At 68.6% G+C, this 12,736-nt stretch carries 14 protein-coding genes and 1 pseudogene; 10 read left to right on the plus strand and 5 right to left on the minus strand.

Going from position 1 to position 12,736, the window contains the following annotated elements; all coding sequences use genetic code 11:
• The first annotated feature begins 7 nt into the window (after positions 1-7).
• From SNE35_RS02155 to SNE35_RS02175, 5 genes are read left to right on the plus strand one after another with little or no spacing between them, the layout of a single operon-like run.
• On the plus strand, positions 8-1,042 hold the full coding sequence (locus tag SNE35_RS02155; RefSeq protein ID WP_320421150.1) for a DUF2169 family type VI secretion system accessory protein: 1,035 nt from the start codon (positions 8-10) through the stop codon (positions 1,040-1,042).
• Positions 1,043-1,044: 2 nt separating this feature from the next.
• The gene (locus SNE35_RS02160) at positions 1,045-2,121 is read left to right on the plus strand and encodes a beta-ketoacyl synthase N-terminal-like domain-containing protein (RefSeq protein ID WP_320421151.1); all 1,077 of its coding nucleotides are present in this window, start codon (positions 1,045-1,047) and stop codon (positions 2,119-2,121) included.
• A complete protein-coding gene (locus SNE35_RS02165; RefSeq protein WP_320421153.1) occupies positions 2,121-3,053 on the plus strand; it encodes a DUF4150 domain-containing protein in 933 nt (310 codons plus the stop codon). The genes SNE35_RS02160 and SNE35_RS02165 overlap by 1 nt, the downstream gene beginning before the upstream one ends.
• A gap of 17 nt (positions 3,054-3,070) precedes the next feature.
• Positions 3,071-3,586, plus strand: coding sequence for an SMI1/KNR4 family protein (locus SNE35_RS02170; RefSeq protein WP_320421154.1), 516 nt, complete (start codon positions 3,071-3,073; stop codon positions 3,584-3,586).
• The gene (locus SNE35_RS02175) at positions 3,583-4,497 is read left to right on the plus strand and encodes a type VI immunity family protein (RefSeq protein ID WP_320421155.1); all 915 of its coding nucleotides are present in this window, start codon (positions 3,583-3,585) and stop codon (positions 4,495-4,497) included. The genes SNE35_RS02170 and SNE35_RS02175 overlap by 4 nt, the downstream gene beginning before the upstream one ends.
• Positions 4,498-4,911: 414 nt before the next feature.
• On the opposite strand, the gene SNE35_RS02180 is transcribed toward SNE35_RS02175, so the two are convergent.
• Complete coding sequence (locus SNE35_RS02180; RefSeq protein WP_320421156.1) at positions 4,912-5,148, minus strand: OmpA family protein; 237 nt, start codon at positions 5,146-5,148, stop codon at positions 4,912-4,914.
• Positions 5,142-5,519, minus strand: coding sequence for a hypothetical protein (locus SNE35_RS02185; RefSeq protein WP_320421157.1), 378 nt, complete (start codon positions 5,517-5,519; stop codon positions 5,142-5,144). Before SNE35_RS02185 ends, SNE35_RS02180 begins: the two co-directional genes overlap by 7 nt.
• Before the next feature lie 254 nt (positions 5,520-5,773).
• Between SNE35_RS02185 and SNE35_RS02190 the strand changes: the two genes are divergently transcribed.
• A complete protein-coding gene (locus SNE35_RS02190; protein WP_320421158.1) occupies positions 5,774-5,896 on the plus strand; it encodes a hypothetical protein in 123 nt (40 codons plus the stop codon).
• A gap of 10 nt (positions 5,897-5,906) precedes the next feature.
• Here the strand turns inward: SNE35_RS02190 and SNE35_RS02195 are convergent.
• Positions 5,907-6,641 (minus strand): annotated as a pseudogene (locus SNE35_RS02195) (type VI immunity family protein); the annotation flags it as partial.
• A gap of 328 nt (positions 6,642-6,969) precedes the next feature.
• Between SNE35_RS02195 and SNE35_RS02200 the strand changes: the two are divergent.
• The 4 genes from SNE35_RS02200 (at position 6,970) to SNE35_RS02215 (ending at position 11,209) form a co-directional block, all read left to right on the plus strand.
• The gene (locus SNE35_RS02200) at positions 6,970-7,434 is read left to right on the plus strand and encodes a GNAT family N-acetyltransferase (protein ID WP_320421160.1); all 465 of its coding nucleotides are present in this window, start codon (positions 6,970-6,972) and stop codon (positions 7,432-7,434) included.
• 45 nt (positions 7,435-7,479) lie between these two features.
• Positions 7,480-9,270, plus strand: coding sequence for a protein kinase domain-containing protein (locus tag SNE35_RS02205; RefSeq protein WP_320421162.1), 1,791 nt, complete (start codon positions 7,480-7,482; stop codon positions 9,268-9,270).
• A 35-nt stretch (positions 9,271-9,305) separates the two neighbouring features.
• Positions 9,306-10,352, plus strand: a complete 1,047-nt coding sequence (locus tag SNE35_RS02210) for a polysaccharide deacetylase family protein (RefSeq protein ID WP_320421163.1) — start codon at positions 9,306-9,308, stop codon at positions 10,350-10,352.
• Between the two features lie 170 nt (positions 10,353-10,522).
• On the plus strand, positions 10,523-11,209 hold the full coding sequence (locus tag SNE35_RS02215; RefSeq protein ID WP_320421164.1) for a tetratricopeptide repeat protein: 687 nt from the start codon (positions 10,523-10,525) through the stop codon (positions 11,207-11,209).
• 20 nt (positions 11,210-11,229) lie between these two features.
• On the opposite strand, the gene SNE35_RS02220 is transcribed toward SNE35_RS02215, so the two are convergent.
• Both SNE35_RS02220 and SNE35_RS02225 read right to left on the minus strand, forming a co-directional pair.
• A complete protein-coding gene (locus SNE35_RS02220; protein WP_320421165.1) occupies positions 11,230-12,129 on the minus strand; it encodes a LysM peptidoglycan-binding domain-containing protein in 900 nt (299 codons plus the stop codon).
• A 15-nt stretch (positions 12,130-12,144) separates the two neighbouring features.
• Positions 12,145-12,612, minus strand: coding sequence for a hypothetical protein (locus SNE35_RS02225; RefSeq protein WP_320421166.1), 468 nt, complete (start codon positions 12,610-12,612; stop codon positions 12,145-12,147).
• Between the last annotated feature and the right edge of the window lie 124 nt (positions 12,613-12,736).

The following is a 12,736-nucleotide window of genomic DNA, read 5'->3' on the forward strand; positions in this document are numbered from 1 at the left end:
GCGCATCATGTGGCAGGTCGAGAACACCACCCCCTTCGAAGTCGCCGGCAACTGGGTCCGCAGCCGCACGGGCGCGGAGATCTGGGTCCTGGCCGTGCGAGGCACTTTCGATGTGCTCGCCAACGGGCGTGTGGCCGTATCGGCTCGGCAGTCTCCGCCAGCGCTCGGGCCGGTTCATTTCGGTGATCCGGCCACGTCCAGCTTGCGCTTCGACTCTGACTTTCACATGGCAAAGCCGACGACCGACATCCTGCTGCACGGTCACGCTTACGCCCCGGCAGGACGACCTGCGACGCGTGTCGACGTCACGATGCGGGTAGGGGATGTGGAGAAAACCTTGCGCGTTACCGGTGACCGCGTCTTCGGACAGGGACTGTTCGGCACCGGCTATGGCCCGGCGCAGCCCTTCGAACGCATGCCTCTGCGGTACGAGCGGGCGTACGGAGGCCTGGCGGGTAACGGCGACGACCCGCACCAAGTCGAACCGCTCAATCCGCTCGGCACCGGTTTCGCGCCGCAGCCTGGCGCGCGAGCCCCCAACCTGGCCTACCAGGGGCGCGAAGACAAGGGACCACCGGCATGTTTCGGCCCCCTGCCGCCACACTGGCCGCAACGCCTGGCGCATGCCGGCACCTACGACGAGGTATGGTGCCGCGACCGACTGCCACTCTATCCCGATGACCTGGACGACAGATTCTTCCTCAGTGCGCCGCGCGACCAATGGCCCCTCGCCCACCTGAGAGGCGGCGAGCCTGTGAGCTTGTACAACCTCGACCCGACTGGCCTGCTGCAATTCGCCTTGCCGCGCTTGGCGTTCCGGTTCGAGACCCACTTTCGCGGTAGGCAACCTGTGCTCCATCGCGGAACCCTGAACAGCGTGATCCTCGAGCCCGACCTGCGCCAAGTGTGCATGGTGTGGCATTCGGCGCTGCCCGCGCATGCCGATGTCCATCGCTTGGAGCGAACGTTCGTTCGCCAACTCAACATGATCAACTCGCGCGCGGGCTGGCTTCCTGCCGAGTCCTTGGAAGAAGCTGCTTGACCATGGGCCCGGAGCACGACCAGCGCGCGTTCGTGGTGGGTGTCGGCGCCGTCACGGCGGTCGGCCTCAGCGCAGCATCAACGGCCGCTGCCGTACGGGCAGGACTCAACGGCTTCGGCCAGCACGCCTTCGCGGTCGACAGCGCTGGGCAAGCTTTCACCGTCGCTCGCTGTCCGTTTGGTGATCCGGACCGTGCCCCCGCCGAGCGCATCAGAGAATTGGCCTGCGGCGCCCTGCAGGAAGCCTTGGAGGGCGTGGCCTCGATCCGTGGACGCGGTGTCCGCGCACCGGTCTTTCTGGGGGTGGGACAGTCTCGACCAGGCTGCTCGGTCGAACGGCCCATGCTTGAGTCGGCGTTCGAGCAGGTGGTGAGCGATGGCGGCCTGCGGGCTGCCGGTGTACGGCTCGTCCAGGCCGGTAACGCCGCTGGGGCGATGGCGCTGCTGGAAGCCTGGCAGGCTATCCTGTCCGGCACCGAGGAGCTGGTGGTGGCAGGTGCCGTCGATTCCTACCTGGAGCCCGAAACCCTCGAATGGTTGGAACAGCGCGATCAGGTTCACTCGGCAGGCAGCCACAACAATCCGTACGGATTTGTTCCAGGGGAGGGTGCGGCGTTCGTGGCCCTCGTCTCGGCCGACGCCGCGCAGCGCTGGGGCCTGTCCGATTCGATGGAGATCGTCGCCGGCAGCCTTGCGCGAGAACCGCATGGGCTCGGCTCCACGCAGGTCTGCACCGGCGTCGGCCTGACCACACTCTTCAGGCAGCTGGCATCGCGCCTGGACGGCAGCCGCGCGGACTGTCTGTGGACCGACATGAATGGCGAGCCGTACCGGGCCGACGACTTCGGCTTTGCCAGCATCCGTGCCGGAGGCTGGCTCGCCGACCCGTCGGCGTTCGTGACGCCGGCCGATTGCTGTGGCGATGTCGGCGCAGCCTCCGGCCCTCTGTATGTCGTGCTCGCGGAAGCGGCTTGCCGCAAAGCTTACGCAACGGGTCCGTTGCATGTCGTGTACACCAGTTCGGAAGCCGGCGAACGCTGCGGCTTCGTGCTGCGTGGCGCAATGCCGAAGGCACGCTAATGCTCTCGGTCAAGGTCAATGGAACGTCGTTCGGTTTGGTCCACAAGGGCAGCATGCACTTGGCCAAGAGCACTGCGCCAGACGTCTGCAAGACCCCCAGTCCGGGCGGACCGATCCCAATTCCATACCCCGTGATCATCTCGCTGGCCAGCGACTTGGCCAATGGCACCACCACCGTCAAGGCCGACGGCGGCAACATGATCGCGGTCAAGGATTGCGAGTACGCACGCTGCAGCGGCGACGAAGCTGGCTCGGCTGGCGGTGTCGTCTCCAGCACCTTCATGAAGGAGGCCAAGTTCATCCTCTACTCGTTCGACGTCAAGATGGACGGCAAGAACGCCTGCCGTCTCGGCGACAAGATGACGATGAACCATCAGAACACCTTCTGCATGATGGGCACCACGCCGACGAGCGTTCAAGCAGCCAAGTACGAGGTCGACGTCGATTGCCAGAAGCTCAAGAGCCTTGATCCTGCACCGCCGCAACCGAATGGTTGTGCGACCAAGGAACTCTGCGCGAAGATCCAGAAGTTCAACGCATCAAAGGGCAAGAAGAAGCTCAAGCTCAGCCCCAGCAATGACCGCTCACCCTTGAACAACGCGTACCGTGCGGGCAAAAACCGATTCGCCAACAGCTTCAACCGCATGGTGCGCGAACATCAGGCCGCGGGCAAACCCGGCAAGCCACCCGGATCCAGCAAGTACTTCACGCATGCATGCCGCCACGAGGCCTGGGACGGCAACGAGGTTTCGCGACAGGAAATGAACCCCGACCACGTGAAGGATGCCGCTCTGGGCGGCTCGCTGAAGGAAAAGAACCTGCTCTGGATGCACGCCGAGGCAAACCAGGAACTCGGGCGCAACATGGGTGGTTACTCGCCCAGCGAACACCCGGGCGGCATCAAGGCACCCAAGGACTGCAATTGCGGCTAACGCAAGGAGACCGTTCTATGAAGATCACCCCCAACTTGATCGCGGAGATCGTGCAAGCCGAACTGCAGATGCAGACCTACCTGGAGGACGAGCCTCGCGCGCCCGTGGCGGCTGCGCCCGCTCCTGTGAACGACATCGCCCGTTTGCGCGCTTCGCTCGAACAGTCCGGTCTGCACCTTCCGCCGAGCTATGCAGCCTTCCTCGCGGTCTGCGACGGCATGGAGGGCTACCGGTCCGGCTTTTCGCTACTGTGCGTCGCCAAGGTACTGAGACCGCCAGCGGCGACGTTCGTGCGACGGTATCCGGGATACGCGCGTTTCATTATCGGACTGGGCGAGTCCCTGGAGTTCCTTGCCTTCGATCCCGACAAAGCGCATGGCGACGAATATGACGTCGTGTTCGTGGCCGACGACGGCGAAGAAACGCGCTACGACGACTTTGAGGCCTACCTCACGGAGCGTCTCGAGCAGGTGCGCGCCGCCATCGACCGCGAACGCGCTGACCGCGACAAGCCCAAGAAGGCCCGCAAGTGAATGCCGCCGCGCCGCGCAACCCGATCCTCTACCCGTCGACCGACCCGCTGGATCCGGGCCTGTTGCTGGAGATGAAGCTGCGGCTGGTGCTCTACCTCGAATCTCCGCCCGACCCAGTCGCCTTGGTCGGGCTCTATCGCACCTACATGCATCGATTTGGGTCCAGGATCACAGCCTACCGGTCGACCGCTTTCGGCGACCTGCCGTCCCAGTGGTCCGAGTCGGCGCGGATCGAGTTCGAGGCCTCGCTGCTGCCCGACCTCTACCGCGGGACCGCCTGGGGCTATGTGTTTGGAGAAGAAGCGCCGGCCGATGCCCGTTTGTTCCTGTTCCACGGCGCGCGACCCGCGAGCGAATACGGCCGCGCCAGCCTGCTGCGATTCGACTTCGAGTGGCATGTCGATGTGCGTCAGGTGCTTGAACTTGCCGTGACGACCTTGCAAGCGTTCGATTGCATGTGCGGCAGCCTTGGCTACGTGTTGGCACCGGGCGACGCACGCGCAGCTACATCGGACCACGGGCTCGGGTTCGCTGCCGCGATGCGGTATTGGGGGGTCCAGGCACAAGACCTGGACGCCACGGCCGACGTTGCGCAGCAGGGTATTCCGAGCATCGCCTGGGTGACGATTCTGGGGCCTCGGCTGCTGGAGCGTCGACCCGATGCCGTCGCCGCGGCCAGAGCCATGGCCTTCGCGTCCTACGACGTCGGGGCGCAGCTGATGCTGATGACGGAGCAGCGACCACGCCTGATCGACCGCAACCGCCGTGAAACCCTTGGCAACTACCCGGCGGTAGCCCAAGCGCTGTCGCCCCTGCAGATCGAGGGGCACGGCACTTTCGCGGAAGAACCCTGGGATGAAGACTGCACCGAGCGCTATTTGCGCCGTTTCACCGCCGCCCGGCCCCCATGAGAACCTGGGGCGGCGTTGGCGGCATTGAGGTCAGGTCTCACATCAAAAGCCCACAGCCTTGTCGAATTTCAGAGCTTGCAACGCGCCCGCCTGCAGTCGTTCGCACTGCAATCGCATTGCCGCCCTGCAGGGTGCCCGCTCTACGTCCGCGGCCGGACCAAAGGAATGGCCTTGCGCCCCTGTCGCCGGTCGATGCTGAGATCGCTGTCGAGCGCCGTCACGCGGCAGGGCTCATCGAGTTCGGACGTGCTCGGATGCCCGTCTCCCAGGCTTGCCCTCGCCATCCGCGAGCCTGCCGTCGAACTGCACTTCCCAATCCAAGGCCATGGCTGTGTGGCGTGTACTCCATGGCGTGCGCGACATGCCCACCTCGTTGGTGGGCCGCGAGCCGCACGAGGGTTGAGCCTGCGCCCCTCAACACCCCACAATCTTGAACTCCACCCGCCGATCCAGCGCATCCGCCACATCATCCGTCCCCGTCCCGATGATGTTCTCCCGCGCCCCCACCCCGCTCGTCTTCATGCGCGCCAGCAGCTCCGCCGCACCCGGCTCCGCCCCCAGCTTTTGCCGGATCGCCGCGGCGCGCCCCGCCGACAGCCTGTCGTTCAAGGCATCGCTGTCCGTGCGGCTGGTGTGGCCGACGATCAGCATGCAGAACCTGGCCTGCGTGGTCTGCCGTGCGATCTGGCGCAGCCAGATCGCATAGGGGCCGCTGACCTTGGGATCGGACCAGAAGTCGGTCGGCCGGGGTTGAACAGCAGCTTCACGCCCAGGCCGCTGATGGCGATGCCCAGCGCCACCACCCGGCCGAAGGCCTGCTCGGCCTCCTGCAGCCGGCCGAGCCGCCAGTGCGCCAGGTAGATGCGGACGTGCGCAAGCTGCCCGGCGGCGGCTGCTTCATCCGCAACGCCATGCGCCCGCCCGTAGGCGATGCCAACCGGCAGGCCCCCGATGTGGGCCTCATGCCCACCTGCGCGCGCCTGCTTCAGCCCAACCGTTTCAAGACCCGTGGCGACGCGCACCGCTGCTGCAAGCAGAAGCTGGAGGCGGCCAAGGAGAAGAACGCGAAGAAGAAGCGCAACAAGGGCCCATCCTGCCCAAGCTGCAGACCGACCCGCGCTGCAACCTGCCCAACGGCGGCTTCTGCAAGCCGGACGTCGTCGTCGGCAGCCCGGCCGAACAGGTCTACGACTTCAAGTTCCAGTGCCCGCCGACCGGCAAGGCGCCCAAGTGGCCGCTGTACAGCGCGGAAGGCTTCGCTGACAAGGTCCACGGCGTGCGCAAGCCGCCCAACCCCATTGACGACGAGTTGACGCAGGACCAGATCATCAAGACCGCCACCGGCAAGACACCCAAGATGATCAACGAGAACACCGAGCCCTGCAGCAAGAAGAGCTGAGGCGCGGGCACTACAGCGACAGCAGGCGCTCGTGCCAGCGTTGCTGCGCCTCGGCATCGCCGAGGCCTTCGGCCTCGTCAGCGTCGAAGTAGTGCACGCGCCGGGGCCGGTGCAGCTTGCCGGCCTGGTCCAGCAGCCGGGCCAGCCACTGGTAGGCGGCGACCGGCTCCTGGCGGTTCACGTCGCCAAGGATCGGCTCCGGCCCCAGCAGCAGCATCCGCGTGCCGTTGGCCCCGGTGGCCATCTGGCAGCCCTGCGGCAGGCCGGCCGCGGCGGCGTCCAGGCGCTCCCGCAGGTTGGCCAGCAGTTGGCCGCCGTAGAGCGTGAGCCAGAACGCACCGGCCGCCTGGCTGCCGATGTCGAAGGCGACCGAGGACACCTCGGCGATGTCGACGGCCCGGTAGCGCTTGGCCAACTGCTGGTTGCCGATCCGGTCCGAGCCCTCCAGCGCCAGGTTCGCGTAGGCGAAGCTCAGGCGCACCAGGGCCGCGAGATCCGCCATGAGCTGCTCGAAGCCGGCCCGGTGGGCCTGGAAGTACGCCACCGGCACCCAGGCCTGCAGGCTGCTGAGATAGCCCTGCTCTCGGTGTGGCGGGTGGTCGGTGAACATGCCGTAATAACTGAACTCGAACGCGGACAGGCCGCCGTCGGGACTGCCGGCCGTGAACGAGCCGTTGACCTTCTTCTTGCCCAGCCGCGCCCGCGCCTCGCGCACCACCTTGGCCGCATCGGCCTGGACCCAGTCGCCGCCGGGTGCGACATAGGCGCTGAGGGCGCCCCCGGGTGAACGCGCTCAGGCGCTCGAAGAGCGCGATGGCGGGGTCGGCAAGGTCCCGGTTGGGCAGATCGGTGTAGAGCGCCAACCGGACCCGGAGCGCATTCGGCAGCTTGCCAAGCTCGGACATGTTTCCACCCTCCTGCATGGGAGCGGATGTTGCCACGGTCGCGCCGGCGCGGCCCTCGCGCCCGCACCCAAGCGGCAGGTGCGTGACTTTGGTCAGGCCCCGCCGGAGCCCACCGGCACCACGATCGGGCCGGGCTTCGGCGCGCTGCCCGTGAATGGAGGACCGCCCATGGACATGCTGATCGCTCTGCAGCGCGTGCCCGAGGCGCCCGTGCCGGCCGGCCCGGGCGTCCGCAAGCCCATCGCCCCCGAGCACGACCTCGTCATCGCCTGGATCGCCCGCCACTTCACCCCCGCCTGGGCCAGCGAAGCCCGCGCCGCGCTCGCCAACCGCCCCATCACCCTGTTCATCGCCACCCGGGGCGCCCCTTCCGAACTGCTGGGCTTCTGCGCCTACGACGCCACCGCGCGCGGCTTCGTCGGCCCCATCGGCGTGCTGGACGCCGCCCGCCGCGGCGGCGTGGGCGCCGCCCTGCTGCTGGCCTGCCTGCACGAAATGCGCGCCATGGGCTACGACTACGCCGTGGCCGGCGCCGTCGGCGCGCCCGACTTCTTCCGCCACGTGGCCGGCGCCATCGACATCCCCGGCTCCACGCCCGGCATCTACGCCGGCATGCAGCACGCCGCGCAATGACTTTGGTTCATTGCCGCGACGGCGCACCGCGTTCAGCATGTCCCCATGCCTGCAACCGCCCGCGACGAGACACTGCACCTCGCCACTCCGCCTGACGGGCTGCCGCAGGCTGCGCCGGCGGACGCTGACGTCACCCGCATCCCCCCCCACATCGCCGGCCCGACCTTGCCCAGCGGCGCCGCCAGCGCAGCCGGGATCGACGTGCACCAAGCCGGCCGCTACCTGATCCAGGAGCGCCTCGGCCGTGGCGGCATGGCCACCGTCTTCCGTGCGCACGATCCGGGCATCGGCCGCGACGTTGCCATCAAGTTCCTCCACGCCGACCTCTGCGCCGACGAGCAATACCGCAGCCGTTTCCTGCGGGAGGCGAAGGCCGCGGGCGCGCTCTCGCACCCGAACATCGTCACTGTGTTCGACGTCGGCGAGATCGAGGGCCGGCCGTACATGGCGATGGAGCTGCTGAACGGTAGCTCGCTGGCAGAGACGATGGACGCAGGCGTCTCGCTGTCGCTGCGCGATGCGGTCGCGATCGGCATCCAGCTGGCGAATGCGCTGGACTACGCGCATGCGCGGAGCATCGTCCACCGCGACATCAAGCCGGGCAACATCGCCTGGCTGCCGGGCGACGAACCGAAGATCAAGGTCATGGACTTCGGCATCGCCCACATGGACGACACCGGCGGCAGCCAGGACCAGCGCACGCGCGTCGGCGACGTGCTGGGCACGCCGCAGTACATGTCGCCCGAGCAGACGCAGGGCAAGACGCTGGACGGGCGCTCCGATCTCTTCTCGGCTGGCATCCTGCTCTACCAGATGCTCACCGGCCAGCGGCCATTCCAGGGCGACAGCCTGGTGGCGCTGGCGATGAACATCGTGCAGCAGGAGCCGCCCGCGCTGGAGGCGCTGCGGCCCGAGGTGCCGCCGGCGCTGCGGCGCATCGTCAAACGCTGCCTGGCCAAGGCGCCGGCCCAGCGCTTCCAGAGCGGCCGCGAACTGGCCGCCGCGCTGACGCAGGTGCAGGCCCAGATCGACGAGACCGCGCGCGACAAGGACCGCCAGCGCATCGTGCCGCTGCGCGTGCGCTGGGCCGCGGCGATGGCGCTGATCGTGGCCGTCGTGATTGGGCTGTCGGCCACGCTGATCACGCAGCGCCAGCAGGCCGCGCTGATGAAGCAGCTGACCGACAACGGCGCCTCTCTGGCTCGGTTCATCGCCGTGCAGAACGCGGCGGCGGCGCTGGGCGAGGACTGGGGTGTCGTCGACGTGGCGATCCAGGAAATGATGAAGACCGGCGACTTCCGCGCCATCACGGTGGTAGACGGGGCCGGCGTCATCGGCGCAGCCAGCGATCCGGCGCTGCTCGGCAAGCGTTACGCGCGACCGCCGGCAGCGGAGGCGCTGGGCAGCCGGGCCGGCGGCGTGCTGGTGACGCGCTACCCGGCCGGCGGCGAATCGCTACTGGGCTTCGAGGCGCCGATCACCTTCCAGGGCAAGCCGGTCGGGCGCGTGGCGCTCGCGCTGCCGGAGGAACCGCTGCAGCAGGTGGCGCGGTTGTCGGTCGGCCTGATGGCCGGCTTGGTCATCGTGACCGTGCTGGCGGTAGCGATCACGATGTACCTGATGGGCAGCTGGATCGCCCGGCCGATCAAGCGGCTCGGCGCGGCGCTGGACGAGATCGCCCGCGGCCAGTTGGACCACCGCATCGCCGAAACGCGCAAGGACGAGTTCGGCTTGCTGTTCGCCGCTTTCGACCGCATGGCGCAGGCGCTGCAGGCCGGTCGCGAGCAGGCCCCGCCTGCGCCCGCCGCCGCCAGCGACCCGCAGCCGAACAGCTGATCGACCGACGAACCGAGTGAGGAGGAGCGCCTCGCATGCGTTGCGCCTCAGCACCCGTCGCCTTGCTGCAGTTCGCCGCCATCCTCGGGCTGGCCGGCTGCGGTAGCGCGCCCGTGCCGCCCGTGGCCCCGCCCACGCTGCCTGCGCCGCAAGCCCCAATCCCCGCGCGGGGCGGCGAGGTGCTGGGCCAGAGCGAGCGCTTCGTCATCTACCAGCCCGGCCCCGGTGACACGCTGCGCAGCGTGGCCGAGCGCTTCCTCGGCGATCCCGCGCTGGATTGGGTGATCGGCGATTTCAACGACATCACGCAGCTGCAGCCGGGCCAGCCGCTGGCCGTGCCGCTGAAACCGCTGAACCCGACGGGGGTCCATGCGGGCGGCTACCAGACCGTGCCCATCCTCTGCTACCACCGCTTCGGTGGCGCGGCCGGCAAGATGAGCGTGTCGCCGGCCAACTTCGCCGCGCAGCTCGATTGGCTCGCGCGCAACGACTGGCACGTGATCCGCCTGGCGCAGTTGCAGGACTACCTGGCCGGCCGGCAGAGCCTGCCGCGCCGCTCGGTCGTCATCACGATCGACGACGGCTACGAATCGTCCTATCGCCACGCCTTCCCGTTGCTGCGCCAGCACGGCTTCCCGGCCACGGTGTTCGTCTACACCGACTTCATCGGCTCGGCCGATGCGCTGAACTGGGCACAGATGCAGGAGATGGCCGAATCGGGGCTGATCGACATCCAGGCTCATTCGAAGACCCACCGCAACCTGATCGAACGCGCCGCGCAGGAGAGCGAGCCGCAGTACCGCCAGCAACTGGAGGCCGAGGCGCGACTGCCGCGCGAGCTGCTGCAGCGCCGGCTGCCGGTCCAGGTGCGGCACTTCGCCTACCCGTACGGCGACGCGAACGACGCGATGCTCGATGTGATGGAGCGCCAGCAGTACGCGCTGGCCGTCACCGTCACTCCGGGCGGCAACGGCTTCTTCGCACCACCGCTGATGCTGCGAAGGACCATGATCTTCGGCGACACCGACCTCGATGCCTTCAAGGCCAAGCTGCAGATCAGCCGCGGCTTCAGCGCGCCATGAAGTGCTGCCGGGCCGCGGCTGCGCTGTGTCTGGCATCGGGCCTGGCACTGAGTGGCTGCAGCACATCGCCGCCTTCGACGCCGCCCGGCGCATCCGCGCCGGCGACGCAGCCCGAATCGGCATCGCCGCGGGTCCGCGAGCTGCCTCCTGTCCAGGCCTACGAACAGAAGATGCTGACCCGAGCGCGCGAGCAGCTTGCCCAGGGCCAACTGGCCGAGGCGGCGCTGAGCTGGGAGATCCTCGTCACCTTGAAGCCGCGCGACGCCGGCTATGCACAGCAGCTGCTGGAGACACGCAGCTCCGCCGAGGCGGCCGCCGCGCAATCACTGCAGCGCGCGACGCAGTTGCAGAAGAAGGGCGAGCTGGAGGCCGCGGCCAACCAGTACCTCGCCACACTGGCGCTGCAGCCGGACTTGGAGCCCGCCGCCGCCGGCCTGCGTGCGGTGGAGCGAGAACGCCTCCGCCGCGGCGCTGCAGCGCGTTCGACACGGATGGGCGCAAGTGCCGTACCGCCAGCGGCGCCAACGCCGGTCCGCACGACCGGGCCCGCCGAGCGCAACGACCTCGAGCACGCGGCCATCCTCAGCGCTCTCGGCGAGATTGACGCGGCCATCGTGCTGCTCGAACGCCATATGGCGCGCAGCAAGAGCGACCCGCCGGCCTGCCAGATGCTGGCCGAGCTGTACCTGCAGAAGGTCGAAGGCCAGCTGCAGTCCGACAAGGCGGGTGCGCTGGCCACGCTGCAGAAGAGCCTGCGGCTGGACGGCCGCAACCCGCGTGCGCTGGCGCGCCTGCCCCAGTTGCAAGCAAAGCCCACTCCGGTGACGGGCGAGGGCCTGTGCCCGCGGGCACGTTGAGCCCACGGGCACAGGCCGGCCTACTTCCCCGACAGCTTCTGCTTCAAGCTCACCGCGCGCTGGCGCTCCAGCTTGGCGGTGTCGTTGCCGGGGTCGACGACCAGCACCTGGTCCCAGGCCTTGATCGCGCCGTCCAGGTCCTGCTTGGCGAAGGCCGTGCGCGCGCCGCGCGAGAGGCTCGTCACCAGCTTGCCGCGCACCTGCTCGGCCTTCGCGTCGGCACCGGGTTGGTCGAGGCTGGCCGCCTTCAGGTACTCGGCGTAGGCACGGGTCAAGTTGCCGGCGCGCTCGGCCGCTTCGCCGGCCTTCATCGAGACTTCGCCGGGGTTCGGCGCCGGCACCGGCGCCACTGGCGCGGGTGCTGCTACCAGCGTAGGCGCAGGCGCGGGCGTCACGGTGGCCGGCAATGGCGGCGGTGCCTTGCCTGGGATGCGCAAGACCTGCCCCCCGGCCAGCTGCTTGGGCACGCTGATGTTGTTGTAGCGGGCCAGGATATAGAAGGAATAGATGTCGCCCATGAAGCGCCCGGCGATGCTGGACAGCGAATCGTTGGGCCGCACCGTGTAGCTGAACGACTCCTTGCCCAGCGTCGCCACCGGGTCGACGCTGATCTGCCGCAGCAGGCTCTGCGCGAGCTTGTTGGACGGCTCGGCGGCGAGCGCACGCTGGATGTCCTCGCGCGCCTCCGCCTCCTTGCCCTGCTCCAGCAGCGACACGGCACTCATCGCGAACTTGGCAGCCTGCTGGGGCGACAGCACCGGCACTGGCCCAGGGTCCGGCGCGGCAGGCTCAGGTGGCGGTTCGCTCTTCGGTGTCGTCGGCGTCGGCGGAGCGGGCGGCGCATGGTTCACAGGTCCCTGGGCACAGGAGATCAGCAGCCCGGCCAGGCCCAGACTCAGCGAAAGACGCAGCAGCATCATGATGGCTCCGCCGGCCTACGCGTACGCCGCGCTGCCATGCCAGAGCTTGCCGGCCAGCGGCGTGAAGCGGATCGGCGGGCCGGCGACGAACTCGCCCTGGAATTCGCCGCCCGAGCCGCCGAACTTCGCGCTGGCCAAGCCGATGTTCAGCACCGTCCCGAAGCCGAGCCGCGCTTCGCTGGTGTGCGTGAAGGCGACCATGCTCTTCGCATTCCGGGTAGGCAGGGACCGCGAATCGGCCAGCTCGCCGGAGCTCTTGATGACGTCGCCGATCAGGATCCAGGCACCCCGCTCGCCGGATCCCGGCCGGCCCGGGTATGAGCGGCCAGCCGTGTGGACGCGCAGGGCCGACAGCGGCGCGGCGAGGCGGACGGTAACGTAGGCGCCGTGGTGCCACGCGCTCGGGTCGCGCGTCGCGGCACGGACCGGTGTCTCGACCGCTGGCAGCGCCAGTGGTCGGCCAAAGAATGCGAAGGTGCGCATGCGACTCTCCTTCGTCGGGCCCGCGGTGCCCGACGTCGCTGGCGAGTTTCTCGCAAACGTCCGCGTACCGCGCGTGACTTTCGGTCATTGCCGGCGACCGGGCCGCAGCGGCATCGTTCGCTAC

The organism is Roseateles agri (assembly GCF_034043675.1).
GTDB lineage: Bacteria > Pseudomonadota > Gammaproteobacteria > Burkholderiales > Burkholderiaceae_C > KK5.

Excerpts from the sequence above, each read along its gene's own strand:
- SNE35_RS02220 (WP_320421165.1), bottom strand. The coding sequence starts at position 12,129 with ATGATGCTGCTGCGTCTTTCGCTGAGTCTGGGCCTGGCCGGGCTGCTG.
- SNE35_RS02200 (WP_320421160.1), top strand. The coding sequence starts at position 6,970 with ATGGACATGCTGATCGCTCTGCAGCGCGTGCCCGAGGCGCCCGTGCCG.
- SNE35_RS02210 (WP_320421163.1), top strand. The coding sequence starts at position 9,306 with ATGCGTTGCGCCTCAGCACCCGTCGCCTTGCTGCAGTTCGCCGCCATC.
- SNE35_RS02215 (WP_320421164.1), top strand. The coding sequence starts at position 10,523 with ATGCTGACCCGAGCGCGCGAGCAGCTTGCCCAGGGCCAACTGGCCGAG.
- SNE35_RS02155 (WP_320421150.1), top strand. The coding sequence starts at position 8 with ATGTGGCAGGTCGAGAACACCACCCCCTTCGAAGTCGCCGGCAACTGG.
- SNE35_RS02160 (WP_320421151.1), top strand. The coding sequence starts at position 1,045 with ATGGGCCCGGAGCACGACCAGCGCGCGTTCGTGGTGGGTGTCGGCGCC.
- SNE35_RS02170 (WP_320421154.1), top strand. The coding sequence starts at position 3,071 with ATGAAGATCACCCCCAACTTGATCGCGGAGATCGTGCAAGCCGAACTG.
- SNE35_RS02205 (WP_320421162.1), top strand. The coding sequence starts at position 7,480 with ATGCCTGCAACCGCCCGCGACGAGACACTGCACCTCGCCACTCCGCCT.
- SNE35_RS02180 (WP_320421156.1), bottom strand. The coding sequence starts at position 5,148 with ATGCTGATCGTCGGCCACACCAGCCGCACGGACAGCGATGCCTTGAAC.
- SNE35_RS02225 (WP_320421166.1), bottom strand. The coding sequence starts at position 12,612 with ATGCGCACCTTCGCATTCTTTGGCCGACCACTGGCGCTGCCAGCGGTC.
- SNE35_RS02165 (WP_320421153.1), top strand. The coding sequence starts at position 2,121 with ATGCTCTCGGTCAAGGTCAATGGAACGTCGTTCGGTTTGGTCCACAAG.